Origin of the sequence: Phenylobacterium sp., from assembly GCF_046463815.1 — a bacterium.
Taxonomy (GTDB): domain Bacteria; phylum Pseudomonadota; class Alphaproteobacteria; order Caulobacterales; family Caulobacteraceae; genus Phenylobacterium.
Genome location: NZ_JBKBRO010000010.1, coordinates 105,167 through 130,109 on the forward strand (window position 1 = coordinate 105,167; position 24,943 = coordinate 130,109).

Here is a 24,943-nt window from a genome sequence, read left to right on the forward strand (position 1 = left end):
GGGTGAGATTGCGTGAGATGGGGCCCGATGAACCCTGACCCGCGCCCCGTCATCTCCGAAGACTACCGCCATCTCCAGCAAGCGCTGCACAAGAGTTCCAACTACGGCACGGCGTCGCTGCAGTATGGGGCCGAGGTGCGCCGGTTGCTCCTGGAAGACGCCGCGCGGTCGCTGTCGGACTATGGGGCCGGCAGGCAGAACCTCCGCCGCGCCCTGTCGGTCTTCCCGGACCTGTCGGTCGATTACTACCCCTACGACCCAGCCTTTCCGGAGTACGGCCCGCCGCGCCCCGCCGATCTGGTGTGCTGCATCGACGTGCTGGAGCACATCGAGCCGGACTTCCTCGACAACGTCCTGGACGAGCTGAAGGCGATCACCGTCCGGCGGGGCTTCTTCACGATCCATACCGGCCCGGCGGTCAAACACCTGGCCGACGGCCGCAACGCCCACCTCATCCAGAAGCCCTCTTCGTGGTGGCTGCCGCGGCTCTGCGAGCGTTTCGAGATCGAGGCCCTGCGCAAGACGCCTGGCGGCTTCCTGGTGATCGTGACGCCGCGCCTGACCTAGAGCGCGATCCGCGAACATGGGCGCCGGTTCTGCGATCAGATCGCGCTCAAGGCTTTGATTTGGAGCCTTTTTGTCCCGTTCAAACGATTCCATCTGAACGGGAAAGGCTCTAGGCGCTATCGCCAGCGCAGGACCCAGGGGCCGAGCAGCGCCCCGGCGGCGGTGCTCAGCGCCACGCCAAGCGAATACCAGGTCGCCACGAAGGCCGGTTCCGTCTCGGGGCAGTGCAGGCCGTAGGCGAGCGCGGCGACCCCGCCGGCCATCAGCCCGGCGCCGGCTCCGGCCGCCGTCAGCCGCGTGGGCGCCAGGCGGCGCACGATCGCCAGGGCGAGGGCGAGGGCCGGGACCGACAGCGCCAGGATGTTGAACGGGCAGCGCCGCCAGGACTGGCCCAGCCACAGCGCCATCCTGTCCTCGGCCGGCGCCAGGACCAGTTCGCCGATCCCGAGCGCGCCCAGGACGCCGAAAGCCGCCAGCGCCAGGACCAGGCCGCCCCGCCCCGAGCCCGCCGGCCGCGCCAGCCGCTCGGCGCACCAGAAGCCCGCCGCGCCCAGGACGGCCGCATAGCCCGCCTTCATCCAGAAGGCGGCGCCGCCCATCGCCTCGGCCAGGTCGGGCCGGACCTTGAGCCAGATCGCCACCAGCAGCGCCGCCAGCGCCAGGCCGGCCGTCGCGCCCACCGCCAGCCGACGGCCGGGCGCCCGGGGGGAGACCGGAGTCAGCTCGCCGGCCAGGCTCTCGATCAGGTCGTCAGTCTTCACGCGGTCGCATCCTCGCGGTCAGGGCGGCCATGGCCCGGTGCAGCGACACCTTCGCCGCGCCTTCGCTGATCCCGGCCCGGGCGCCGGCCTCGGCGAGGCTCAGGCCCTCCACCTTCACGTCCCGCACCAGGGTCCGCTGGCGCTCGGGCAGGCCGCCCAGCACCCGGTCCAGGTCCATGCGGGCCTCGGCGCTCTCGTCGGGCGCGGACCACAGCGCCTCGGCCATCTCGTCCAGCGGCACGTGAACCCGCAGGCGCCGCCGCCGCCAGAAGTCGATCAGCTTGTAGCGGGCCAGCGCGTGGGCCCAGGCGGTGAACGGCTGCGCCGGGTCGTAGGTCTCGCGACGGCGATGGATGGCGAGCAGGGTCTCCTGCACCAGGTCCTCCAGGTCCGCGGCCTGCGCCGCGCTGAGCCGCCGGCCGAAATAGACCGTCAGCCGCCCGGACAATACGCCCAGCAGTTCGCGCCACGCGGCCGCCTCGCCGGCCTGCGCGCGTCGCATCAGGGCGTTCAACCGCGGTTCGATCTCGATGGTCACTCGGGGTCCGTCCCCCAAAGTTCGCACCGGCCCGGGAAAGGTTACGCGGCGGGCCGAAAAAAGATTCCGACGTCGCTTTGTAACCCGGGAGGCCCCCGCCGCGAACTAGCTCCGCGACCAAGCCGCTGTGGCCGGTCCGACATCCTTCAGGAGCTCCCGGATGAACACCCTCCAGACCACCCTGGCCGCCTCGGCCGTCCTCGCCCTCATGGGCGGCGCCGCGATGGCCCAGGACAACATGGCCAAGAAGCCCGCCGCCACGGAGAAGTGCTATGGCGTCGCCAAGGCCGGCCACAACGACTGCAAGGCCGGGGCCGGCACGACCTGCGCGGGCACGTCCAAGACCGACTACGACGGCAAGGCCTTCAAGGAGGTGCCGGTCGGAACCTGCGTCACCATCAAGACGCCGAAGGGCATGGGCTCGCTGACGCCCAAGGCCTGATCCCCCGCGACCGCGTCCCCATGCGAAGCCATCCCCACGCCGGGCTCGGCCTGAAGCCCCAGCACTACGCCGAGGCCCTGTCGGCCCCCTCCGACGGCCTGTGGTTCGAGGTCCATGCCGAGAACCACATGGCGGCCGGCGGTCCCAGGCTCGCGTGGCTGGACGCCATCGCCCGGGACAAGCCGATCTCGCTCCACGGGGTCGGCCTGTCCCTGGCCGCGGACGAGCCGCCGGACGAGGCGCACCTCGACGCCTTCCGGCGGCTCGTGGACCGCTACGACCCGATGCTGGTCTCCGAGCATCTGGCCTGGTCCCGGCGGCGGGGGGTCCACGCCCCCGACCTCCTGCCGTTCCCGCGCAGCCGGCCCGCCCTCGACCGGATCTGCGCCAACGTCGGCCGGATGCAGGACGCGCTGCGCCGCCGGGTCCTGATCGAGAACCCGTCGCTCTACCTGGCGCTGGCCGGCCACGAGTTCGGCGAGGTCGAGTTCCTGGCGGAGCTTTGCCGCCGCGCCGGCTGCGGCCTGCTGCTCGACGTGAACAACGTCTTCGTCAGCGCCGCCAACCTGGGCTTCTCGGCCGAGGCCTATGTCGACGCCGTGCCCGGCGAGGCGGTGGGCGAGATCCACCTGGCCGGTCACCAGGCCGACGCGCGCCTGGGCGGCGCCCTGCTCATCGACACCCACGGCGCCCCCGTCGCCGAGCCGGTCTGGATGCTCTACGCGCGGCTGATCCGGCGCATCGGCCCGCGCCCGACCCTCATCGAACGCGACGACGCCGTGCCGGCCTTTGCCGACCTCATGGCCGAGCGCGGCCGCGCCGAACGCCTGCTGGCGGCCTGCTGGGAGCCCGCCCATGCCTGACGGCTTTCACGAGGCGTTCGTGGCGGCGCTCGGCGGCGACGACACCGCGCTGGCCGGCTGGGCCGCCGCCGATCCGGCGCCGGGACTCAGCGTGCACCGCAACACCATCGCCAAGGGCTGCGCCGATGCGCTCGCCGCCCAGTTCCCGACCGTGGCCAAGCTCGTCGGAGAGGCCTGGCTGAAGGCCGCGGCGGTCGAGCACGCCCGCGCCCACCCGCCCGAGAGCGCCTGCCTGCTCGCCTATGGCGCCGACTTCTCCGCCTGGCTCGCCGGCTTCCCGCCCGCCGCCGACATGCCCCACCTCGCCGGCGTCGCCGCCCTCGACATGCTGTGGACCGAGGCCCACCTCGCCGCCGACGCCGATCCCCTGGCGCCGGCCGCCCTGACGGCGCTGACGCCCGATGACGTTCTCAGATGCGGGCTCGCCCTGCATCCGGCCGCCCGCTTCGCCGCCTTCGACACGACCGTCCCGTCCCTCTGGCTGGCCCTCCAGCGGGACCCGCCGCCGCGGGCCTTCGAGCTGCAAGCCCGGCCCGAGGGCCTGCTGTTCGCCCGGCCGGGCCTCGACATCGCCGCCCGCCGGATCGGGCCCGGCCAGCTCGCCCTGCTCGCCGCTTGCCGCGATGGCGGGAGCCTCGCCGCCGCCGGCGCAGCCGCCCTGGCCGCCGAGCCGGACCTCGCGCTCGCCCCCGCCTTCGCCGAACTCCTGGAGCTCGGCGCCTTCCAGACCCTCGTTTCCTTGGAGCTCCGATGACCCTCGCCGTCCCCGCCGACCGTCCGCCGAACCCCGTCCGCGCCCTGGCCGCGACGCTCCAGGGTCTCGTTCCCGAAGCCGTGCTGGCGCTCGTGATCCGTCTCGGCGTGGCCGCGATCTTCTTCCAGTCGGGCCGCACCAAGGTGGATGGCCTGCTGCACATCACCGACGGAACCTACACGCTGTTCCGGGAGGAGTACCGGCTGCCGCTGATCCCGCCCGACCTGGCGGCGCACCTGGCGACCTACGCCGAGCACCTGTTCTCGCTTCTGCTCGTCGTGGGCCTCCTCACCCGCCTCTCGGCGCTGGCCTTCCTGGGCATGACGGCGGTCATCGAGATCTTCGTCTATCCCGACGCCTGGCCGACCCACCTGAGCTGGGCGGGCCTGCTCCTCTACCTGGCGGCGCGGGGCGGCGGCGCCTGGAGCCTGGATCGGCTCGTCGGCCTGGAATCATCGCATCCGGCGCGCGCCGCGCCGCGTAGCTGATATGATCCGCAGATCCAGGATCGCAGGCCAGACCCCCATGAGACCCTTGATGCTTGCGGCCGCCGCCGCGCTGCTGACCGCCTCGGCCGCCCCCGCCGCCCCGGCCCTGAAGACCGCCGTGTTCGCCGGCGGCTGCTTCTGGTCGGTGGAGAAGTTCTTCGAGGCCAGGCCCGGCGTCGTCCGCGCCGTGTCGGGCTATGCCGGCGGGACCGTGCGCAACCCGACCTACATGCGCCACCCCGGCCACCTCGAGGCCGTGCAGGTCACCTACGACCCGGCCAAGGTCAGCTACGCCCAGCTCGTCGACTACTTCTTCCACCACATCGACCCCACCGACACGCGGGGCCAGATCTGCGACTTCGGGCCCAGCTACCAGACCGCCGTCTTCGTGGGCTCGCCCGAGGAGCGGCGCATCGCCGAGCAGGTGAGGGGCCAGGTGGCCGCCGAACTGAAGGCGCCGGTCGCCACCCGCGTCCGCGACGCCTCGACCTTCTGGCCGGCCGAGGCCTACCACCAGGACTTCGCCCGCAGGAACCCCGCCGACTACGCCGACTACGCCGCCCGCTGCGGCCGCGACCGCGCCCTCAAGGCGGTGTGGGGCGGCCGCTCCTGACCCCGAGCCGCCAAGGGCGGCTCAGTCCTTTTGAACCACAGAAAACACAGAAGGACACAGAAGGCGCTGGCCCTTTCCGTGCGGGCGCGCCCCGCGCGCCTTCCGTGTCTTCCGTGGTTCCCTTCTTGGGAGGCGCCGCTTCGCGGCCTAGGGCGAGGGCTTGCCGGTGACCGGATCGCGCGGCCGGGGCCGGAAGTCCTCGCCCACGAACATCTCGATCCGGCGCTTGTGCTTGCGGTCCAGCCAGACGCTGGCGATCTCCAGGCCCGAGGTCCGCGCGAAATCGCCCTCCATCTCGGCGCGGTAGTTCCCCTCCATGGCCACCGCCAGCACGCGGGCGCCCTCGCCGGGGGTGAGGGGCGCCGCCGTCTCGGCCTGGTTCTGCGGGGCCTCCATCAGGAGCCAGCTCTTCAGCGGCGGCGCGCCGGCCGCGAAGGCGTCCCGGCCGTAGTAAGACATGGCGTAGAACAGGAAGCGGTTGTTGACGGCGATGGCGCTCAGCCCCGGCTCCACGGCGGCCCGGCGGAGCACGAGGTCGGTGGTCCGGCCCCAGCCCTTGGCCCGCTTGAAGCTGTTGGACGCTCCCGCCTTCTCGGCCAGCGGCGGCGAGATGACGAAGGCGTAGAAGACGGCCGCGATCAGCGCCTGGAGGGCCACCGCCCCGACCAGCCAGCCCCGCGCGCGCCAGCGCGTCAGCCAGGCGGCGACCAGCACCGCGCCCGTCAGGTAGCCGGCCCCCGACCAGTTGGCGTTGGCGCGGCTGATGAACGCCTGGGCGGCGACGATCAGGACCGGCGGGATCGTGAAGCAGAGCAGCAGCAGGTCCTCGCGGGTAAGCCGCCGCCGCACGGCGGCCAGTCCCAGGCCGGCGAGCAGGACGCCCATGGGGATCGGCCCGAAGACGCCGAACTGCGAGGCCAGGAACTCCCCGAGCTCGCCCGGATTGAACAGGCTCCGCCCGCCCCAGCCGGCGTTGGCCGCCGTGTGCTGGAAGGTGGCGAAGCCATGGGCGGCGTTCCAGGCGAGGTTCGGCGCCAGTACGAGCAGGCAGGCGGCCGCCGCCAGGGCGGCCGAGGCGGGGGTCCAGGCGGCCCGCGCCTCCCGCGAGACCGCGAGGTGCAGGGCGAGCCCGATCACGAAATAGACCGCCGCGTACTTGCTCAGGAAGGCCAGGCCCAGGGCCGCGCCCAGGGCGGCGGCCTGTCTCAAGCGCGCGCGGCCCTCGGCGGTTTGCAGGGCGGCGTAGGCCAGGATCGTCAGTCCCAGGAAGAACAGCAGGGGCGCGTCGGTGGCCGCCACCAGGGACGAGAGCTGCACGCCCGGCATCAGGCCGTAGAGCGCCGCCGCCGCCAGCCCCGTCCGCGCGCCATGGAGCCGCCGGCCGAGGGCGAAGACGGCCAGCGTGGCTCCGGCCTGGAAGAGCGCCGCCGGCGCCCGCACCCACGGCTCGGCGTCGCCGCCGATCGCCGTGGACGCCCAGATCGCCCAGGCGACGATGGGCGGCTTGGAATAGTAGCCGACGTCCAGCGTCCGCGACCAAAGCCAGTACTGCGCCTCGTCCGGATAGAGTTCGAGCGGACTGGTGAACAGGACCATCAGCCGAACCACGGTCAGCGCCACGGTGAACAGGATGGCGGCGCGCCATTCGTCGGTCCTGGGAGCGGTTTCGGCCATGGTCATCCTGTGGGGCGGAGGCGGACGGTAGCGTCCCACCGTGTGCTGTAAAGCACACCTGCGCCGCCTTTCGCCGCATGGTGACGGTCTGGGGGCAACCGTAACAAAAGCGTCACCCACACCCGGCTTTTTCGCGCTATACGCCGCCTAAAGGACTCGCGGCCGTCGGAGGGGCGATTGGCCCGCGGCAGTCTATCGAGAGGGGATACTCCATGACGTCTATTCAGCGGCTCGCCTGTGGCGCGGCGTTGACGGTGCTTGCTTCGGCCGCGTCGACGGCCGTGTACGCGCAAGCCACCACCGGGGCCGTCCGCGGCCAGATCACCAGCGACTCGGGCGCGGCCGTGGCCAACGCCACGGTCACCGTGACCCATGTGCCCACCGGCTCGACCGCGACCTCGGTCACCGACGCGGCGGGCTTCTACTCCGTGCGCGGCCTGCGCCCGGGCGGCCCCTACCGGGTGAGCGCCACGGCCTCCGGCTTCGACACCGCCAGCGCCAGCGTCTCGGCCATCGGCATCGGCGAGCCCGCCACGGTCGATGTGACCCTGTTCGCCACCGGCGCCCAGGTCTCGGAACTGGTCGTGACCGCCGCCGCCGCCGCCAAGAGCCAGGGCGGCCCGGCCTCGAACTTCACCGCCGGCGACATCGAGAGCCTGCCCTCGATCAGCCGCGACCTGAAGGACGTCGCCCGTCTCGACCCGTTCGCGACCATCGACCCGACCAACCAGGACGCCCTGTCGTTCGCGGGCACGAACACCCGCTTCAACCAGCTCACCGTCGATGGCGTGCGCCAGAACGACGACTTCGGCCTGAACAACAACGGCTACCCGACCCAGCGCTCGCCGATCTCGCTCGACGCCGTCGCCGCCGTGAACGTCTCGGTGGCCCCCTACAGCGTCATCAACAACGGCTTCGCGGGCGGCCAGATCAACGCCGTCACCAAGTCGGGCGGCAACAAGTTCTCGGGCTCGGCCTTCTACGAGTACACCGACCGCGACCTGCAGGGCGACACCATCGAGGGCGTGAAGACCGGCGCCGACTTCAAGGAAAAGACCTACGGCGGCACGCTCGGCGGCCCGATCATCAAGGACCGCCTGTTCTTCTTCGTCTCCTACGACAAGTACGAGGGCACCCTGGGCTTCGACGAAGGCCCGTCCGACTCCGGCGCCTCGGTGGTCATCCCGCGGATCAGCACGGCGGCGGTCGAGAAGTTCCGCGCCGACACCCAGCGCATCTACGGCTACGACCCGGGCGCGGCGGTCACCGGCAACTTCCCCGTCGAGGACGAGAAGTGGCTGGCCAAGATCGACTGGAACATCACCGACAACCACCGGGCGTCGTTCACCTACCAGAACACCAAGGGCAACTCGCTGAACGGCTCGGTCAGCTCGACCTTCGCCAACGGCAACAGCGTCAGCCAGCCCCGCCTCGGCCTTGAATCCCACCAGTACAACAAGATCGAGGAGCTGACGGCCTACACCTTCCAGCTCAACTCGGACTGGACCGACAACTTCTCCACCGAGTTCCGCTACTCCTCGAAGGAGACCGACACCCAGCAACTGCCCCTCGGCGGCCTGAGCGTCGGCGAAGTGACGGTCAACGTCGCCGACCTGGCCGGCGTCTCGGCCGGCGCCGGTACGCCCCAGATCCGCTTCGGCGCCGACCAGTTCCGCCACGACAACTACCTGAACGTGAAGGTCGAGACGCTGGAGGCGATCGCCCGCTACCGGCTCGGCGCGCATGAGTTCCTGCTCGGCGCCCGCACCGAGAAGGACGACATCTTCAACGTCTTCGTCTCGAACTCGCTGGGCTCGTACACCTTCGCCAGCTACGCCGACTACCTCAACCGCCGCGCCACCAGCTTCTCGCTGACCGGCGGCATCGACCCGTCGTCGGGCCAGATTCCGGCCACCCTGGGCACCGCCCGGACGGGCGCGGCCGACTTCGGCTTCCGCCTGTCGAGCCTCTACGCCGAGGACCGCATCCAGATCCTCGACAACCTCGACGTCACCGCCGGCGCCCGCTTCGACTGGTACTCGATGGACGACGCGCCGATCCTCAACACGGCCTTCGTGTCGCGGAACGGTTTCGACAACACCGAGAACCTTGACGGCAAGTCGGCCTTCATGCCGCGCGTGTCGTTCAACTGGGAGCCGATGGACCGCCTGACGGTCACCGGCGGCTTCGGCAAGTTCTCCTCGACCGGCCTCAACGTCTGGATTTCGAACAGCTTCTCGAACACCGGCGTCAGCCAGACCAACGCCATCTGCCCGGCGGGTCCCTACACCAACGTCACCCTGACCCAGGCGCCGGCCGGCTGCACGTTCACGCCTCGCGGCGGCGACGTGAACGCCCTGACGCCCGGCTTCCAGATCCCGACGGTGTGGAAGGCCAACCTGTCGGTCGGCTACGAGTTCGACCTCGGCCGCTTCGGCGACCGCTGGCTGGCCCAGGTGGACTACCTGAAGGCCATGAACGAGAACGCCCTCTACTGGTACGACGCGCGCGCCATCCAGACGGGCGTGGCCCCCGACGGCCGCCCGGTCTACGCCCGCAACACCGTGGGGACGACCACCGGCAACAACTACGACTTCCTGCTGAAGAACATCGACAAGGGCGGCTCGGACTCGGTGGCCTTCACGCTGGCCAAGGAATGGCGTGAGGGCATCTGGGACGGCCTGGGGATGAACTACACCTACACCTACACCCAGGCGGAAGACGTCAACCCGATGACCAGCTCGATCGCCCTGTCGAGCTACACCCGCTTCGCCACCCAGGACCCGCAGCGTCCGGGCGCGGCCACCTCGGACTACGAGGTCCGCCACCGTCACGCGCTGAACCTGTACTATGCGAAGAAGTTCTTCGGCGACAACGAGACCCGGGTGACCATGTTCGCCCAGCACCGCTCGGGCCTGCCGTTCAGCTACACCTTCGCCAACAGCCGGACGGGCGCCACCGACAACGACTTCGGCTGGGGCGTCACGAGCTACTCGGGCCGTCAGGCGACGTCGAACGCCCTGCTCTACGTGCCGACCGCCAACGACCCCAAGGTGGTCTACGCCACGGGCTTCAACACCAGCGCCTTCCAGCAGTTCCTGGAGACCTCTGGCCTGTCGAAGTACGCCGGCAAGATCGCGCCGCGGAACGCCTTCCGCAGCGCGGACGTGACCACCATCGACGTGCGCCTGACCCAGGAGATCCCGGCCTTCTTCCCGAACGGGGCGAAGCTCGAGGTCTTCATGGACGTCGAGAACCTCGGCAACCTGCTGAACGACAAGTGGGGCGTGCTCGAGCAGTACGACTTCTACCGCGGCGTCCCCGTGGTGAACGTGAGCTGCATCGCCGCCACCAGCACCGCCGCCGCCAACTGCGGCGCGCCGGGCGCCCGCTACCTGATCTCGGGCACCGGCGCCGGCGGCGCGTTCCAGGAGCCGGTGAAGGCCTTCCGCCGCGAGCAGTCGCTGTGGCAGATCAAGTTCGGCGCCAAGTACAAGTTCTAAGCCGGACTTCGAGTTGAGAGTTGGGACGGGCGGCCGCGGCGACGCGGCCGCCCTTTCTCTTTGCCGGAAGGATGCTTGACGCGGGGGTCATGGGGGGCCATCTGCGCCCGGCTTCGACGCCCGTTCTCGCCTTTGGGGGGCCCATGACCTTCACCGTTCCCGCCGAATGGGCGCCGCACGCCGCCATGTGGCTGGGCTTCCCGAGCCATGCCGACCTCTGGCGGGACGACCTCCCGGCCGCCCAGGCCGAGGTGGCGGCGCTGGCCCGCGCGCTCGCGGGCCCCGGCGGCGAGCGCGTGCGCCTGATGACCGGCCATCCCGACGGCGAGGCGGCCGCCCGCGCCCTGCTCGGCGACGTTCCCGGAATCGAGATCGTCCCCGGCCGGTTCGGCGACATCTGGCTGCGCGACACCGGCCCCATCTTCGCCGATGGGAAGGCGCACGGCTTCCGCTTCAACGGCTGGGGCGGCAAGTACGACCTGCCGCACGACGACGAGGTCGCCGAACAGATCGCCCGGGCCGCCGGCGCCGAGCTCGTCCGTCACGACTTCATCCTGGAGGGCGGCGCCGTCGACCACGATGGCGCAGGCACGGTGCTGACCACCGGCCAGTGCCTGCTCAACCCCAACCGCAATGCCGGCTGGGACGATGCGAAGGCCGAGGCCGCCCTGGCGGGGGCCCTGGGCGCGAAGAAGGTGATCTGGCTGGGCGAGGGCCTGCGCAACGACCACACCGACGGCCACGTCGACAACCTGGCCCGCTTCGTGGCGCCGGGCGTGGTGGCCGTGCCCGTGGCCTGGGGCCGGGGCGATCCCAACGCGGCGGCCTACGACGACGCGGCCCGCCGGCTGGCCCACCAGACCGATGCGCGGGGCGAGGCCCTGAAGGTCGTCCGCATTCCCTCGCCGGGCTGGATCGAGGGGGACGAGGGCGAGCCGATCCCGGCCAGCCACATGAACTTCCTGATCGCCAACCGGGCGGTGATCGTGCCGATCTATGCGGAACAGCCGGGCGCGCTCGCCGTCCAGGCGCTGGAGCACCTGTTCCCGGGCCGTCAGGTGATCGGCCTGCCGTCGCTCGCCATCCTCACCGGCGGCGGGTCCTTCCACTGCATCACCCAGCAGGAGCCCGCTTGATGACCCGCAAGCTCTCCGTCGCCGCCATCCAGACCTCCTACGGCGAGGACCTGGCGGCCAACATCGCCAAGACCGAAGGCTTCATCCGCGAGGCCGCGGCCCGGGGCGCCCAGGTCGTCCTGCCGTCCGAGCTGTTCCAGGGCCCCTACTTCTGCGTGGCCCAGGAGGAGCGCTGGTTCGCCACCGCCCACCCCTGGCGCGAGCATCCGTGCGTGACCGCGCTGGCCCCGCTCGCCAAGGAGCTGGGCGTCGTCCTGCCCATCTCGATCTTCGAGCGTGAGGGCCCCCACTACTTCAACAGCCTCGTCATGGTCGACGCCGACGGGTCGCTTATGGGCGTCTACCGCAAGAGCCACATCCCCGACGGGCCGGGCTACATGGAGAAGTACTACTTCCGCCCCGGCGACACCGGCTTCAAGGTCTGGGACACCCGCTTCGGCCGCATCGGCGTGGGGATCTGCTGGGACCAGTGGTACCCGGAATGCGCCCGGGCCATGACCCTGATGGGCGCGGAGGTGCTGCTCTATCCCACCGCCATCGGCTCCGAGCCGCACGACCCCACGCTCGACACCGCCGCGCCGTGGCGCCGCGCGATGCAGGGCCACGCGGTCTCCAACGTCATCCCCGTGGCGGGCGCCAACCGCACCGGCTTCGAGCCGTGGGACGGCTATCCGAACGGCGGCCAGCGGTTCTACGGCTCCAGCTTCATCGCCGACCACCGGGGCGACCTCGTGGCCGCCTTCGGGCGGGAGGACGAGGGCGTGCTCACCGCCGAGTTCGACCTCGACTTCCTCGCCACCCACCGCGCGGCCTGGGGCTTCTTCCGCGACCGCCGCACCGACCTCTACGGCGCCCTCGTCGAGCGGCGGCCGGCGTGATCGAGACCGAACGCCTCATCCTGCGGCCGTTCCGCGAGGCCGACCGCGAGCCCTTCGCCGCCATCAACGGCGACCCCCGGGTGAGCGACTGGCTGGGCGGCCCCATCGACCGGGCGGCCAGCGACGCCCTGATCGACCGGATCAACGGCCAGATCGCCCGCGACGGCTTCGGCTTCTTCGCCGCCGAGCGGAAGGCCGACGGCCGCCTCGTCGGCGCCATCGGTCTGCAGGTGACCCGCCCCGACCTGCCGCCCGCGCCGAGCGTGGAGCTGGGCTGGCGCCTCGCCCCCGACGTCCAGGGCGAGGGCCTGGCCACCGAGGGCGCGGCCGCCGTCCTCGCCTGGGGCTTCGCCCGCACGGACCTGCCCGAACTGATCGCCTTCACCGCGGCGACGAACCTGCGGTCCCAGGCCGTGATGCGCCGCATCGGCATGGCCCACGACCCGGCCCGCGACTTCGACCATCCCCTGCTGGGCGAGGACCATCCCCTGCGCCGCCACGTCGTGTTCGTGGCGAAGCGCGGCTAACCTCTTGTCCTCTCCCTGTTCCTCTCCCGTTTCGCTTCGCGGGGGAGAGGAGGGGGGGATCAGGCCCCGCACCCTTCCGGCGCCGGGGCCTTGGCCAGTTCGCGCTTCATCGCCGCCAGGTCCTTCTGGAAGGCCGGCTCGGCGTGCATCCGGGCGACCATGCCGGCCCCCAGCGAGCGGCCGGCCTCCACGTCCGAGGGGAAGTGCACGCCGCAGATCACCCGGCTGTCGCCGGACTCGATCCCCAGCTTCAGCAGGGCGTCGGCCTTCTCCGGGACGGCCTCGCTGAGGACCAGCGCCCACGCCCACGCCACCATCGAATGGCCCGAGGGGTACGAGGCGTTGGTCTCCAGCCACTTCTCGCGCGGCACGCAGATCGGCTTGTCGTTGCCCAGGGGCGGCCGCTTTCGGTCGAAGAAGTTCTTGGGCGGCGTGCCCACCGTGCGCCCGTCCAGTTCGATCTTGTGCAGCAGCTTCCAGGCCGTGGGCGTCCCCTTGGCGCTCACCTCCCGGTCCATGGCGCAGGAGAAGCGCTTCAGCGCCCCGCCGTTCCAAAGGTCGTTGTCCTGCTGGGCCAGCTTCCAGCGCGGCGACCCCTCCAGCGCGCGGGTGGCGTCGTAGTTGGCCCGGTCGGCCTGGTCGTACAGGCCGCCCGGCGCGGGCGGCGGCGGCATGATGTCCTTGCCGCTCAGCGCCGTGGGCGCGAGGTAGCCCTGGGTCTGGCCGCCCGGCGCGCGCACGGCGCCCGTCGGGGCCTGACGCGGATCGGAGCCGGGAGCCGGACCCGAGTTCGACATGGGCGCCGCGACGCAGGAGGCGAGGGCGACCGCCGCGCAGGCGGTCATCAGGATACGGAACATGAGGCTCTCTATCGGCTAGCTGCGCAGGACGGTCTTGCCGTTCTTGATGACGGTGACGCCGCGCGCCTTAACCCGGGCCTCGAAGGAAATCACGTTCCCGTCGCGCCAGAGGTCCACGGTGACCGTGTCGCCGGGGAAGACGGGGGCCGAAAAACGCGCCTGATGGCTCAGGATCTGGGTCGGGTCCCAGCCGGCGATCTCCTGCAGCACCGCGCGGCAGGTGATCCCGTAGGTGCACAGGCCATGCAGGATCGGCCGGTCGAAGCCCGCCATCTTCGCCACGTCGGGGTCCGAGTGCAGCGGGTTGCGGTCGCCGTTCAGGCGGTAGAGCAGGGCCTGGTCGGGTCGCGTGGTGAAGTCGACCGAGATGTCCGGCGCGCGCTCGGGGACCGGGTGCGGCTCGGGCGCGCCCTCGGACGGGCCGCCGAACCCGCCGTCGCCGCGGGCGAAGATCGAGCTGGTCAGCGTGGCGACCTTCTCGCCCGTCTGGTCGGTCCAGGTGGTCTCGTTGAGGACGACGGCGCCCTTGCCCGGGCCCTTGTCGAAGGCGCCGATGACCCTCTGTTCGGCGGTGAAGGTCCCGTAGTCGGGCAGCGGCCGGTGCAGCTCGACCTTCTGCTCGCCGTGGACGACCATCAGGAAGTTGATCTCGCTCTCGCGCCAGCCCTCGCGCGGCGGGGCCTGGTCGCGCTTGCGGATCGAGACCCCGGCCGAGGACAGCACGGTCGCCGCCGTCGGCACCACCTTCAGCTCGCGCTCGTAGACGAAAGGCAGCTCGGCGCGGTTCATCGGGTCCGCCCCCAGGCCGATCCCGAGCGCGTACAGCATCACGTCCTTGTCGCCGTAGGTGAAGGTCCAGGTCGTGGGCGGCTGTTCCAGGATGTCGGGATAGTAGATCGGCATGACGCGTCCCTGTTCGTCTTCCCTGTTCGTCTTCGGGCGCGGATTGAAGAGGCTGGCGGCCCCGCGCGCAAGCCGCGTCCGCCGCATTTGCCGCCTTCCCTGGGATCGGCTAGAAGCGGCGACTTCGCGCTGCGGGCCGGGAGTCCCGCTGGCGCTCCCAAGATCCGAAGGTTTTCGATGTCCGAAACGACCCAACTGCCCGCGGGCGGCGAGCTGACCGGCAGCGTCCTCTTCTACAACAAGCCCGAACCGCTGGCGCGCGAGCTGCACGGCAAGCTGGGCGTCAAGCGCATGGACGGCCCGTTCAAGTTCGCCAAGTCCGGCCACGCCATCCCGCTGACCGTGGGCGAGTTCCCGCTGGCGGCGGTCTCGGGCCCGATCATCTTCGTGGGCGACGAGAAGCTGCCGATCGCCGTCATGGGGCTGAACAGCGGCGACAACATGTTCGTGCAGGACAACGGCCTGTTCGAGCCGGGCGTCTACATCCCGGCCTACGTCCGCCGCTATCCGTTCGTGTTCGCCAACGACACGGCCAACAACCAGATGGTGCTGTGCGTCGACCGCGACGCCGAGTTCGTGGTGGAAGGCGGCGACCTGTCCTTCTTCGACGAAAAGGGCGAGCCCACCCAGTACACCCAGCAGTGCATCGAGTTCTGCAACAACTTCGAGATCGAGCGCCAGCGGACGATGAGCTTCGTCCAGCTCCTCAAGGACCTCGACCTGTTCGAGACCAAGACGGCGCAGTTCACGCCCACCAACCCCGACGGCTCCGCCGGCCAGCCCCAGAAGATCGCCGAGTACTTCGGGGTCTCCGAGGAGAAGCTGAACAAGCTGCCGCCCGACAAGCTGGTCGAGCTGCGCGACAACGGCGCCCTGGGCCAGATCTACGCCCACCTGCTGTCGCTGGTCGGCTGGGACCGCCTCGTGGCCATCGCCATGGCCCGCCAGGTCCAGCGGCCGGCCGCCGCGAACGCTTAAGCGGGTTTCCCTCCCCTTCATGGGGAGGGAGAGCTCGCCGAACGGCGAGCGAGGGTGGGGAAGTGTCTCATAGGGCGTTGAGCGTCCAACGGCCCGCCCATCCCAGGCGCCGAGCCCGGTCGAGACTCCCCCCCACCCTGGCCGCTGGCGCGGCCTGTCCCTCCCCATCAAGGGAGGGGAATCACCGCGAAAACACGCTCCGCGTCAGGCACGAGAAGACCAGCCGCCCGGCCTCGTCCAAAAGGTCGTGCTGGGCGATGACGATGCCCTTGTCCTCGCCCACCGGGTCCTTGGCCATGATGGTCATCCGGCCCCTCAGCAGCTCGCCGGCCGGCGGGTTGCGCATCCAGCGCAGGGCGTCGACGCCCAGGCGCTTGGTCTGCGGCCAGTCGGTGCAGGCCACCGCGTCCAGCCGCGCCCAGATCGCATAGACCATGGCGTCCGGCGCGCCGCGCTCGGCGCTCCAGCCCGGCGTGAAGGCGTCGCAGAACGCCTCCAGGGCCTTCTCGTCCACCGCCGCCGCGCCCAGCGGGACCACCTGGCCGATCTCGATCTCGTCGAAGGGGGCTGGCACGGGCGTCCTCTCCTCAAAAAAGCACTGCGGTCGCCCGGATGATGTCCGCGCGCCGGGCGCGAAGTCGAGCCCCGCTTTGCGCCCGCGACATCCGCGCGCCATAAAGCGGCGTACATTGGGGCAGGCGCGGCTTTTCGAGGTGACGATGCGGTTCCTGGCGGGCGTTCTCTTCGCCCTCGTCCTTGCAGGCGCGGCCCAGGCCCAGCCGGCGAGCTCGGGTCCGGTGAATACGGGCCACCTGACGGCCGAGCTGGTCTCGTCCGCGCAAGGGATCGCGCCCGGCCAGACGATCCACGTGGCGCTCCGCCAGCAGATCCAGAAGGGCTGGCACACCTACTGGAGGAACCCGGGCGATTCCGGCGAGGCGACCCGGCTCGACCTGACCCTGCCCGCCGGCTGGACGGCCGGGGCGTTCGTCTGGCCCGCGCCCCACCGGATGCCGATCGGGCCGCTGGTCAACTACGGCTACAAGGGCGAGGTCCTGCTGCCGCTGACCCTCACCGCGCCGGCCGGCGCGCGGCCCGGCGGGACGGTCGCGCTCAAGGGCAAGGCCTCGTTCCTGGTCTGCGAGGAGATCTGCATCCCCGAGAGCGCCGACCTGACGCTCGCCCTGCCCGTGACGGCCGGGCCGGCCGCCCCCGATCCCAAGTGGGGCCCGGCCATCGCCCGGACGCTCGCCGCCGCGCCAAAGCCCGCGGGCCTGACGGCCGCCTTCCGCAAGGAGGGCGGGGTGCTGAAGCTCGCCGTCGCCGGCGGTCCGCTGAAGGGCGCCGACGTGGCGGACGCCTACTTCTTCCCCTTCTCGGGCACGGCCATCGACCACGCCCGGCCGCAAGCCATCGAGCGCGGTTCCGAGGGCCTGACGCTGACGCTGACGCCCGGCGTCGACTTCCAGGCCGGCGACGGCCCCGCCGCCCTGCCGGGCGTGCTGGCGCTGGGCGAGGACGGGCCCGCCTATGAGCTCACCGCCGCCGCCGGCCCCGCGCCGGCCGGGGCCGCCGGGCTCGGCGCGCCGCCCGCCAAGGCTTCCGGCGGCGGCGCGGGCGGGCTCAACCTCGCCACCGCCGCCCTCTTCGGCCTTGTCGGCGGCCTGATCCTCAACCTGATGCCCTGCGTCTTCCCCGTGCTGGCCATGAAGGCCGCCTCGCTGGCCGGCCACGGCGGCGGAGCCCATGCGCAGGCCCGGCGCCAGGGCCTGGCCTTCGGCGCCGGCGTGCTGGCCACCTTCCTGGTCCTGGCCGGCGGGCTCGTCGCCCTCCAGGCTGCGGGCGCCGCCGTCGGCTGGGGCTTCCAGCTCCAGTCGCCGCCGGTGGTGGCGGCGCTCGCCCTCCTGATGCTGGCCATCGCCCTCAACCTCTCGGGCGTCTTCGAGGTGGCGGGGTCTCTCCAGAACGTCGGCTCGGGCCTCGCGGGCCGCGGCGGGACGGCCGGCGCCTTCTTCACCGGCGCGCTCGCCGTGGTCGTCGCCGCCCCCTGCACGGCGCCCTTCATGGGCGCGGCCATCGGCTGGGCGCTGGGCCAGTCCGCCCTCGTGGCGCTGACGGTGTTCGCCGCCCTCGGCGTGGGCTTCGCCGCGCCCTTCGTGGCCATCGCCTTCGCGCCGGCCCTGCTGGACCGCCTGCCGGCGCCGGGCCCCTGGATGGACGTGTTCCGCAAGGCCCTGGCGTTTCCGATGTACGCCGCCGCCGCCTGGCTCGTGTGGGTGCTGACCCAGCAGGCCGGCGCCGACGCGCTCGCCCGCATCCTCGCCGCCGCCATCGTGCTGGCGCTCGCCGCCTGGCTGGCCGGCGCGGCCCAGCGCCGGGCGCTCTCGGGCGGCCGCCCCCTGGCCCAGGGCCTGGCCGCCGCCGCCCTGGCGGCGGTCGCCATCGGCGCCGTCGTCTGGCCCCGCTACGCCGAGGCCACCTCCACCACGGCCGAGGCCCCGGCCGGAAGCGTCCCCTACGAGCCCTACACGCCCGAACGCCTGGCCGCCCTGCGCGCCGAGGGCAGGCCGGTGCTCGTCAACTACACCGCCGCCTGGTGCGTGAGCTGCCAGGTCAACGAGCGCGTCGCCCTCTCGACCCGGGGCGTGGCCGAGGCGCTTTCCCGCAGCGGCGCGGCCTACCTCAAGGCCGACTGGACCAAGAAGGACGCCGTCATCGCCGCCGACCTCGCCCGCTTCGGCCGGGCCGGCGTGCCGCTCTATCTCGTCTACGGCGCGGACGGCGGCGAGCCGGCCATCCTGCCGGTCCTCCTGACCGAAGGCCTCGTCGTCCGCGCCCTCGACGCGGCGGCGAAGCCGCGCTGATGTCCGAACCTCGACTCCAGGGAGCCCGCCGATGATCCGACCGCTGCGCCGCCGAACCCTCCTGGCCCTCGCCTTCCCGATGTGCGCGGCCGCCGCGCTCGCGACCCCCGCGCTCGCCCAGCCCATGATCGGCCAGCCCGCCCCGGCCTTCCAGGCCAGGGACGCCGACGGCCGGACCCGCACGCTCGCTGAGTTCAAGGGCAGGACCGTCGTCCTGGAGTGGACCAACGAGGGCTGCCCCTACGTCCAGAAGCACTACAATTCCGGGAACATGCAGCGCCTCCAGAAGCAGGCGGCGAGGGACGGGATGGTCTGGCTGACGGTGATCTCCTCGGCGCCCGACATGCAGGGCCACCTGACCGGCCCGCAGGCCAAGGCCTGGCAGGCCAAGGCGGGCGCGGCCTCCACCGCCGTCCTGCTCGATCCTGACGGCGTCGTCGGCCGCGCCTATGAGGCCAAGACCACCCCGCACATGTTCATCGTCGATAAGGCCGGGACCCTCGTCTACATGGGCGGCATCGACGACAAGCCCTCGTCCGACCCCGCGAGCCTGAAGGGCGCCAGGAACTACGTCGCCGCCGCGCTCGCCGACATCAAGGCGGGCCGCGCCGTGGCCCAGCCCGCAACCCGGTCCTACGGGTGCAGCGTCAAGTACGCTTCCGCCGACTAGCTGCGCCTGACGAGGGGAACCCTTGACCGACGCCGACACCGCCTGGCGGGCGCTCTCCGCCGCCGCAGACGCCGCCGCCACGCGCGCCATCGCGGGCCTGTTCGACGCCGAGCCGGGGCGGGCGCAGCGCCTGACGCTGGAAGGGGCGGGGCTCGTCCTCGACCTCTCCAAGCAGCCGTGGTCGCGGGCCGACGTCGCCCTCATGCTGGACCTCGCCCGGGCCTCCGGCGTCGAGGCGGCGCGGGAAGCCCTGTTCGCCGGCGGGATCGTCAACCGCTCCGAGGGCCGGCCGGCCCTGCACATGGCGCTGCGCGCGCCCGACGGCGCCGACTTCCGCGCCGGCGGCGTTCCGGTCTCCCCCGAGGTCGAGGCCACGCGGGCGAGGATGCGCGCCTTCGCCGAGGCCGTGCGCTCGGGGGCCAGGGCCGGGGCGACCGGCAAGCCGTTCCGGGCCATCGTCCACATCGGCATCGGCGGCTCGGACCTCGGGCCCCGGCTGATCTGGGAGGCGCTCCGGCCGCTTCAGCCCCAGATCGACCTGCGCTTCGTCGCCAACGTCGACCCGGCCGAGCTCGCCCAGGCGCTGACCGGCCTCGATCCCGCGCAGACCCTGGTCGTCACCGTCTCCAAGACCTTCACCACCCAGGAGACCCTGACCAACGCCGAGGCCGCCCGGGCCTGGCTGCGCGCCGCCCTCGGCGAGGCCGCCGACGCCCACCTCGTCGCCGTCTCCGCCGCCCCCGACCGCGCCCGCGCCTTCGGCGCGCCGGAGGACCAGGTGTTCGCCTTCTGGGACTGGGTCGGCGGCCGCTACTCCCTGTGGTCGGCGGTGGGCCTCTCCTGCGCGGTGGCGCTGGGCTGGGAGGCCTTCTCAGGGTTGCTCGCCGGCGCGGCGGCCATGGACGACCACTTCCGCGCCGCCTCCTTGGACGCCAGCCTGCCGACGCTCCTGGCCCTGGCCCACGTCTTCAACCGCAACGGCCTGGGGCGACCGATCCGCGCCGTCGTGCCCTACGCCCAGCGCCTGCGCCTCCTCCCGGCCTTCCTCCAGCAGCTCGAGATGGAGTCCAACGGCAAGCGGGTGACCGCCGACGGCCGCCCCGTCCCCCACGCCACCGCCGCCGCCGTGTTCGGCGACGCGGGCACGAACGGCCAGCACGCCTTCTTCCAGCTCCTGCACCAGGGGACCGACGTCATCCCCGTGGACATCGTCGCCGTCCGCGAGGCGCGCGAGGGCGATCCCGCCGCCCAGCGCAAGCTGCTGGCCAACGCCGTGGCCCAGGCCGAGGCCCTGATGGTCGGCCGCGCCATGCCCGAGGATCCCCAGCGCCACTTCCCCGGGAACCGGCCGTCCAGCTTCCTCCTGCTCGACCGGCTGACGCCCGAGGCGCTGGGCGCCCTCATCGCCCTCTACGAGCACAAGACCTTCGTGGAAGGCGTCCTCTGGGGGATCAACAGCTTCGACCAGTGGGGCGTCGAGCTCGGCAAGACCCTCGCCGCCCGCGTCCTCGCCGACCTGGAAGGCGCCGCCGCCAACCCCCACGACCCCTCGACCCAGGCCCTAATCGCCCGCCTCAAGGCCTGACCCCGAGCCTCCGCGCCAGCGGAGGCCGAAGGTCTTCAAACCACGGATTTCACCGATTTCACGGATTGTACGTCGCACGGCCCCCATCCGTGCCATCCGTGAAATCCGTGGTTTCTTCATTTATCTTCCGCTATAGCCCCGCCCGTCATGACGCGGTCCGCGCACCATCACGGCCATCACCACCATCCGACCCCGGCGGGTTCGGACGGCGGCCGCGTGGCTTAGGAAGCGCGACCTCCCCCGAAGCCCCGCCACAGCGGACGGGGCTTTCCTCCGACAGCTTCGTCCGTCCCTCAGACTTCCCGAGAGACGACCCGATGGACGACCTCAACCCCCCAAGTTCCTTGAGCGCTGACGCCGCAGCCGCTAAGCGCGCGGGCATGTCCAGCGATGCACCTCAACGTCCTGAAGCCCGCACTCCGCGCGGCTTCGTCGACCGCCGCGCCCGCGACGTGGCCGCCGAGCGCAGGATCCTGGCCGCCGTCTCGGGCGTCTACGAGCGCTGGGGCTTCGAGGCGCTGGACACCGGGGCCTTCGAATACGCCGACGCGCTGGGCAAGTTCCTGCCCGACGCCGACCGGCCGAACGAGGGCGTCTTCGCCCTGCAGGACGACGACGACCAGTGGATGGCCCTGCGCTACGACCTGACCGCGCCGCTCGCCCGCTTCGCCGCCCAGAACTGGGAGACCCTGCCCAAGCCGTTCCGCCGCTACGCCTACGGGCCGGTGTGGCGCAACGAGAAGCCGGGGCCGGGCCGCTTCCGCGAGTTCGTCCAGTGCGACGCCGACACGGTGGGCTCCGCCCGCCCCGAGGCCGACGCCGAGATCATCGCCATGGCCGTCGAGGGCCTGGAGGCCGCGGGCCTGCCGGCCGGCCAGGCGGTCATCAAGATCAACAACAGGAAGCTCCTGAACGGCCTGATGGCCGCCGCGGGCGTCGAGGCCGAGGTCCAGAAGCTCGCCGTGCTGCGCGCCGTGGACAAGCTGGACCGCCTGGGCGCCGACGGCGTGCGCCTGCTCTTGGGCGAGGGCCGCAAGGACGAGAGCGGCGACTTCACCAAGGGCGCCGGCCTGGACACGGCGGCCGCCGAGCGGGTGCTGGCCTTCACCGCCGCCGGCGTCGGCGGGCGGTCGGAAACCCTGGCCCGCCTGGCCGACGTGGTCGGCGGCTCGGCCGAGGGCGACGCGGGGCTGGCGGAGCTGGCCGCCATCGACGCGGCGCTCTCCGCGCTCGGCGTCGGGCCCGACCGGGCGGTGTTCGATCCCGCCGTGGTCCGGGGCCTGGAGTACTACACCGGCGCGGTCTTCGAAGCCGAGCTCCTGCTCTCCACCACCGACGACAAGGGCCAGAAGGTCACCTTCGGCTCCATCGGCGGGGGCGGGCGCTACGACGACCTCGTGGCCCGCTTCACCGGCGAGCGCACGCCCGCCACCGGCTTCTCCTTCGGCGTCTCGCGCCTGGCCGCCGCGCTCAGGGCCGCCGGCCGCGACGCCGCCTCCGCCGTGCGCGGCCCGGTGGTGGTGATCGCCTTCGACCAGGCCCGCATGGCCGACTACTTCGCCCTGGCCGGCGAGATCCGCGCCGCCGGCATCCCCGCCGAGGTCTACCTCGGAAGCTCGGGCATGAAGGCCCAGATGAAGTACGCCGACCGCCGGCTGTCGCCCGCCGCCGTCATGCTGGGCGAGGACGAGATCGCCGCCGGGACCGTCACCGTGAAGGATCTCGACCTCGGCCGCGAGCTCTCGGGCAAGGTGGCCGACAACACCCAGTGGCGCGCGCAGCGCCCGGGCCAGCAGACCCTCCCCCGCGCCGAGCTCATCCCGGCGCTCCGCCGCATCCTGGACGCCGGCTGATGCGCGTCGAGCCCCCCGTTCCGGCCGACGCGCTCGCCGCCATCCGCGCGCCTCTGGAGAGCGCCGGCGCGGTCCGCGCCGACGCGCCCCTGTTGCAACCGCTGAACCTGCTGCTGGACCTGGCCGGCGAGGCCATGCGCGCCCGCCTGTTCGTGGTCCAGGCCGAGGGCGGGGCCGAGGCCTGCCTGCGCCCGGACTTCACCGTCGCCATCGCCCGGGGCCACCTCGACTCCGGCAAGGCCGAGGGCCGCTACCTCTACGAGGGGACCGCCTTCCGCGCCGCGTCCGCCGCCGACCGGCCCGAGGAGTTCCTCCAGGTCGGTCTGGAGCTGTTCGCGCCCGCTGACGGTCCCACGGAAGCGGCGGACGCCGAGATCGCCGGCCTCGCCTGGCGCTCGGCCCTGGCCGGCGGCCGGGACGACCTGACGCTGCGCCTCGGCGACGTGGGCCTGTTCGGGCCGTTCATCGAGAGCCTCGCCCTGGCCGACAGCCTGGCCGCCCGGCTGACGCGCGTCGCCGGCCGCCCGCGCCTGCTCCAGGCCGAGCTGGCCCGCGTGGACGAGGCGGCCCAGATGCAGGGTCAGCCGCAGGGGGGGACCCTGGCCCGCATCCTCTCGGGCCTCTCGGAAGCCGAGGCCGGCGCCCTCCTGGAGGAGGTCTGGGCCCTGGCCGGCGTGGAGCCCGTGGGCGGCCGCGGCCCCGCCGAGATCGCCGCCCGCCTGGTGCGCAAGGCCGAGGCCGCCCAGGCCCCGGCGCTGACCGCCGAGCAGGCCGCCGCCATCCGCGCCTTCATGGCCATCGAGGACGCGCCCCAGGCGGCGCTCGCCCAGGTGGCCGGCCTCGCCGGCAAGCGGAACACGGCGCTGAAGGCCGCGCTCGCCGCCTGGGACGTGCGGCTGGCGGCGCTCGCCAAGGTCGCCGACCCGGCCCGGATGCGCTTCTCGCCCGCCCTGGGCCACGCCTTCGACTACTACGACGGCCTCACCTTCGAGGTGACGAGCGCGGCCCTGGGGGCCGACCGTCCCGTCGCCGTCGGCGGCCGCTACGACGGCCTCCTCGCCCGCCTGGGCGGGAGGGTCCCGGCCCGGGCGGTGGGCTGCATGGTCCGGCCCTGGCGGGCCTATGCGGGAGGCGAGGCGTGAGCGACCTCATCATCGCGGTCCCCTCCAAGGGGCGCCTGAAGGAGCAGGTCGAGGCCTGGCTCGCGGATTGCGGCCTCGGCCTCGCCGTCACCGGCGGGTCGCGCGGCTACATGGCCAGCCTCAGGGGCGTGCCCGGCGCCCAGGTGCGCCTGCTGTCGGCCGGCGACATCGCCGACGCCCTGGACGCCGGCGATGTCCACCTCGGCATCACCGGCGAGGACCTGCTGCGCGAGCGGGGCGAGGACCTGGACGACCGGGTCCTGCTGTTGCGCGCCCTGGGGTTCGGCCGCGCCGACCTCGTGGTGGCCGCCCCCAGGAGCTGGCTCGACGTGGAGACCATGGCCGACCTGGAGGAGGTCGCCGCCGAGCACCTGGCCCGCACCGGCCGCCGGATGCGGGTCGCCACCAAGTACCTGACCCAGACCCGCGCCTTCTTCGCCCGGCACGGGGTCGTGGACTACCGCATCGCCGAATCGGGCGGGGCGACCGAGGGCGCGCCGGCCGCGGGTTCGGCCGAGCTGGTCGTGGACATCACCACCACCGGGGCGACGCTCGCCGCCAACGGCCTGAAGGTGCTGGCCGACGGCGTCATCCTCAAGAGCCAGGCCCAGCTCGCCGCCGCCCTGCGCGCCGACTGGACGGAAGGCGCGCTCGCCGCCGCCGAACGCCTGCTGCGGGTGGTCGAGGCCCGCGCCGCGGCCCTGCGCAGCGCCACCCTCATCTGGCCGGCCCGCGACGACGCGGCCGAGGCCGCGGTCGTCGACGCCCTGACCCGCGCGGGCGCCTCGCGGCGGCCGAACGGCCTGCTGGTCGAGGCGTCGCGAGTCGCCGAGGCCGCCCAGGCGCTGACCGCGGCGGGACTCGGCCCCGTCACCGCCGCCCGGCCGGAGTTCGTCTTTGACGTGAGCTGCCCGGCCTTGGACACGCTAAGGTCGCGTGTTTTTGACGAACCGGTCAAAAAGACGGCGAAAGATTCCGCCTGATCGCGAAATTCTGATCCGGCTGTACCGGTAACGGCGTTTGCGCCCGTTGACTCGGGCAGAAAATTGCCGTTCTGTCACCGGGCGAGAGACATGACGGCGCAAGTCCGAAGGTCTCCGGCGTTTCGGGGAGGAAACGCCCGCTCAATCAGAGCGACTGCTCAAGACGGCCCGCCGAGACTATCCCCCTCGGCGGGCCGAATCTTTTTCAGCTCCGGGTTATTTCTGACAAAAGAGTCAAAACTGTCCCTCCCCCGCGTGGGGAGGGTGGCGCGCGAAGCGCGACGGGTGGGGAAGTGATGACCGGCCGCGGCGCCCGCCGCCCTATCCGCCATCCCCGGCCTCGCGCCGGGGACGACGGGCC

Annotated in this window: 23 protein-coding genes; 17 read left to right on the top strand and 6 right to left on the bottom strand. The window is 72.3% G+C overall.

Translation table 11 applies throughout. The features are described from left to right. Nucleotides 1–27: 27 nt before the first annotated feature. Nucleotides 28–567 carry a hypothetical protein gene (locus tag ACK4TT_RS08720; RefSeq protein WP_409638420.1) on the top strand — a complete coding sequence of 180 codons (540 nt, stop codon included), beginning with the start codon at nucleotides 28–30 and terminating at the stop codon, nucleotides 565–567. A gap of 116 nt (nucleotides 568–683) precedes the next feature. Here the strand turns inward: ACK4TT_RS08720 and ACK4TT_RS08725 are convergent, their stop codons facing one another. Beyond that, nucleotides 684–1,328 carry an NrsF family protein gene (locus ACK4TT_RS08725; RefSeq protein ID WP_409638423.1) on the bottom strand — a complete coding sequence of 215 codons (645 nt, stop codon included), beginning with the start codon at nucleotides 1,326–1,328 and terminating at the stop codon, nucleotides 684–686. Next, on the bottom strand, nucleotides 1,318–1,866 hold the full coding sequence (locus ACK4TT_RS08730; RefSeq protein ID WP_410212829.1) for a sigma-70 family RNA polymerase sigma factor: 549 nt from the start codon (nucleotides 1,864–1,866) through the stop codon (nucleotides 1,318–1,320). Before ACK4TT_RS08730 ends, ACK4TT_RS08725 begins: the two co-directional genes overlap by 11 nt. Nucleotides 1,867–2,026: 160 nt before the next feature. Here ACK4TT_RS08730 and ACK4TT_RS08735 point away from each other — a divergent pair, with 160 nt between their 5' ends. The 5 genes from ACK4TT_RS08735 to msrA are packed head-to-tail and all read left to right on the top strand — an operon-like array spanning nucleotide 2,027 to nucleotide 5,026. Beyond that, nucleotides 2,027–2,308, top strand: a complete 282-nt coding sequence (locus ACK4TT_RS08735) for a DUF2282 domain-containing protein (protein ID WP_409638429.1) — start codon at nucleotides 2,027–2,029, stop codon at nucleotides 2,306–2,308. A 20-nt stretch (nucleotides 2,309–2,328) separates the two neighbouring features. Beyond that, complete coding sequence (locus ACK4TT_RS08740) at nucleotides 2,329–3,171, top strand: DUF692 domain-containing protein (RefSeq protein ID WP_410212830.1); 843 nt, start codon at nucleotides 2,329–2,331, stop codon at nucleotides 3,169–3,171. Next, nucleotides 3,164–3,925 (top strand): DNA-binding domain-containing protein, encoded by a 762-nt coding sequence (locus ACK4TT_RS08745; protein ID WP_409638434.1) that lies wholly within the window; start codon nucleotides 3,164–3,166, stop codon nucleotides 3,923–3,925. Before ACK4TT_RS08740 ends, ACK4TT_RS08745 begins: the two co-directional genes overlap by 8 nt. Further along, entirely contained in the window at nucleotides 3,922–4,413 is a 492-nt protein-coding gene (locus tag ACK4TT_RS08750; protein WP_409638437.1) for a DoxX family protein, read from the top strand. Before ACK4TT_RS08745 ends, ACK4TT_RS08750 begins: the two co-directional genes overlap by 4 nt. A gap of 37 nt (nucleotides 4,414–4,450) precedes the next feature. After that, on the top strand, nucleotides 4,451–5,026 hold the full coding sequence (gene msrA / locus ACK4TT_RS08755) for a peptide-methionine (S)-S-oxide reductase MsrA (protein ID WP_409638440.1): 576 nt from the start codon (nucleotides 4,451–4,453) through the stop codon (nucleotides 5,024–5,026). Nucleotides 5,027–5,173: 147 nt separating this feature from the next. Here msrA and ACK4TT_RS08760 read toward each other — a convergent pair whose 3' ends face one another. Further along, on the bottom strand, nucleotides 5,174–6,700 hold the full coding sequence (locus tag ACK4TT_RS08760) for an ArnT family glycosyltransferase (protein ID WP_409638443.1): 1,527 nt from the start codon (nucleotides 6,698–6,700) through the stop codon (nucleotides 5,174–5,176). Nucleotides 6,701–6,912: 212 nt separating this feature from the next. Here ACK4TT_RS08760 and ACK4TT_RS08765 point away from each other — a divergent pair, with 212 nt between their 5' ends. The 4 genes from ACK4TT_RS08765 (at nucleotide 6,913) to ACK4TT_RS08780 (ending at nucleotide 12,744) form a co-directional block, all read left to right on the top strand. Further along, nucleotides 6,913–10,203, top strand: coding sequence for a TonB-dependent receptor domain-containing protein (locus ACK4TT_RS08765; protein ID WP_410212831.1), 3,291 nt, complete (start codon nucleotides 6,913–6,915; stop codon nucleotides 10,201–10,203). Nucleotides 10,204–10,346: 143 nt separating this feature from the next. Next, nucleotides 10,347–11,339: an agmatine deiminase family protein gene (locus tag ACK4TT_RS08770; protein WP_409638448.1), complete on the top strand. Its 993-nt coding sequence runs from the start codon at nucleotides 10,347–10,349 to the stop codon at nucleotides 11,337–11,339. Continuing rightward, the gene (gene aguB, locus ACK4TT_RS08775; RefSeq protein ID WP_410212832.1) at nucleotides 11,339–12,217 is read left to right on the top strand and encodes an N-carbamoylputrescine amidase; all 879 of its coding nucleotides are present in this window, start codon (nucleotides 11,339–11,341) and stop codon (nucleotides 12,215–12,217) included. The genes ACK4TT_RS08770 and aguB overlap by 1 nt, the downstream gene beginning before the upstream one ends. After that, nucleotides 12,214–12,744, top strand: a complete 531-nt coding sequence (locus ACK4TT_RS08780) for a GNAT family N-acetyltransferase (RefSeq protein WP_409638454.1) — start codon at nucleotides 12,214–12,216, stop codon at nucleotides 12,742–12,744. The genes aguB and ACK4TT_RS08780 overlap by 4 nt, the downstream gene beginning before the upstream one ends. Before the next feature lie 59 nt (nucleotides 12,745–12,803). Here the strand turns inward: ACK4TT_RS08780 and ACK4TT_RS08785 are convergent, their stop codons facing one another. Together ACK4TT_RS08785 and ACK4TT_RS08790 are read right to left on the bottom strand one after the other, a co-directional pair. After that, nucleotides 12,804–13,604 (bottom strand): acid phosphatase, encoded by an 801-nt coding sequence (locus ACK4TT_RS08785; RefSeq protein WP_410212833.1) that lies wholly within the window; start codon nucleotides 13,602–13,604, stop codon nucleotides 12,804–12,806. A 15-nt stretch (nucleotides 13,605–13,619) separates the two neighbouring features. Then, complete coding sequence (locus tag ACK4TT_RS08790; RefSeq protein WP_409638459.1) at nucleotides 13,620–14,507, bottom strand: MaoC/PaaZ C-terminal domain-containing protein; 888 nt, start codon at nucleotides 14,505–14,507, stop codon at nucleotides 13,620–13,622. Nucleotides 14,508–14,684: 177 nt separating this feature from the next. On the opposite strand from ACK4TT_RS08790, the gene ACK4TT_RS08795 reads away from it, so the two are divergent. Beyond that, nucleotides 14,685–15,485: a SapC family protein gene (locus ACK4TT_RS08795; protein ID WP_409638462.1), complete on the top strand. Its 801-nt coding sequence runs from the start codon at nucleotides 14,685–14,687 to the stop codon at nucleotides 15,483–15,485. 181 nt (nucleotides 15,486–15,666) lie between these two features. On the opposite strand, the gene ACK4TT_RS08800 is transcribed toward ACK4TT_RS08795, so the two are convergent. Beyond that, nucleotides 15,667–16,059, bottom strand: a complete 393-nt coding sequence (locus ACK4TT_RS08800) for an acyl dehydratase (protein ID WP_409638465.1) — start codon at nucleotides 16,057–16,059, stop codon at nucleotides 15,667–15,669. Between the two features lie 145 nt (nucleotides 16,060–16,204). Between ACK4TT_RS08800 and ACK4TT_RS08805 the strand changes: the two genes are divergently transcribed. From ACK4TT_RS08805 to hisG, 6 genes are all read left to right on the top strand, one after another. Continuing rightward, nucleotides 16,205–18,349 (top strand): protein-disulfide reductase DsbD family protein, encoded by a 2,145-nt coding sequence (locus tag ACK4TT_RS08805; protein WP_410212834.1) that lies wholly within the window; start codon nucleotides 16,205–16,207, stop codon nucleotides 18,347–18,349. 31 nt (nucleotides 18,350–18,380) lie between these two features. After that, on the top strand, nucleotides 18,381–19,019 hold the full coding sequence (locus ACK4TT_RS08810) for a thioredoxin family protein (protein ID WP_409642521.1): 639 nt from the start codon (nucleotides 18,381–18,383) through the stop codon (nucleotides 19,017–19,019). 22 nt (nucleotides 19,020–19,041) lie between these two features. Then, entirely contained in the window at nucleotides 19,042–20,604 is a 1,563-nt protein-coding gene (gene pgi / locus ACK4TT_RS08815) for a glucose-6-phosphate isomerase (protein WP_410212835.1), read from the top strand. Between the two features lie 380 nt (nucleotides 20,605–20,984). After that, nucleotides 20,985–22,457 carry a histidine--tRNA ligase gene (gene hisS / locus ACK4TT_RS08820; protein WP_409642516.1) on the top strand — a complete coding sequence of 491 codons (1,473 nt, stop codon included), beginning with the start codon at nucleotides 20,985–20,987 and terminating at the stop codon, nucleotides 22,455–22,457. Next, nucleotides 22,457–23,599, top strand: coding sequence for an ATP phosphoribosyltransferase regulatory subunit (locus ACK4TT_RS08825; protein ID WP_409642513.1), 1,143 nt, complete (start codon nucleotides 22,457–22,459; stop codon nucleotides 23,597–23,599). Before hisS ends, ACK4TT_RS08825 begins: the two co-directional genes overlap by 1 nt. Further along, nucleotides 23,596–24,582 carry an ATP phosphoribosyltransferase gene (hisG, locus tag ACK4TT_RS08830; RefSeq protein WP_410212836.1) on the top strand — a complete coding sequence of 329 codons (987 nt, stop codon included), beginning with the start codon at nucleotides 23,596–23,598 and terminating at the stop codon, nucleotides 24,580–24,582. Before ACK4TT_RS08825 ends, hisG begins: the two co-directional genes overlap by 4 nt. Nucleotides 24,583–24,943: the final 361 nt, after the last annotated feature.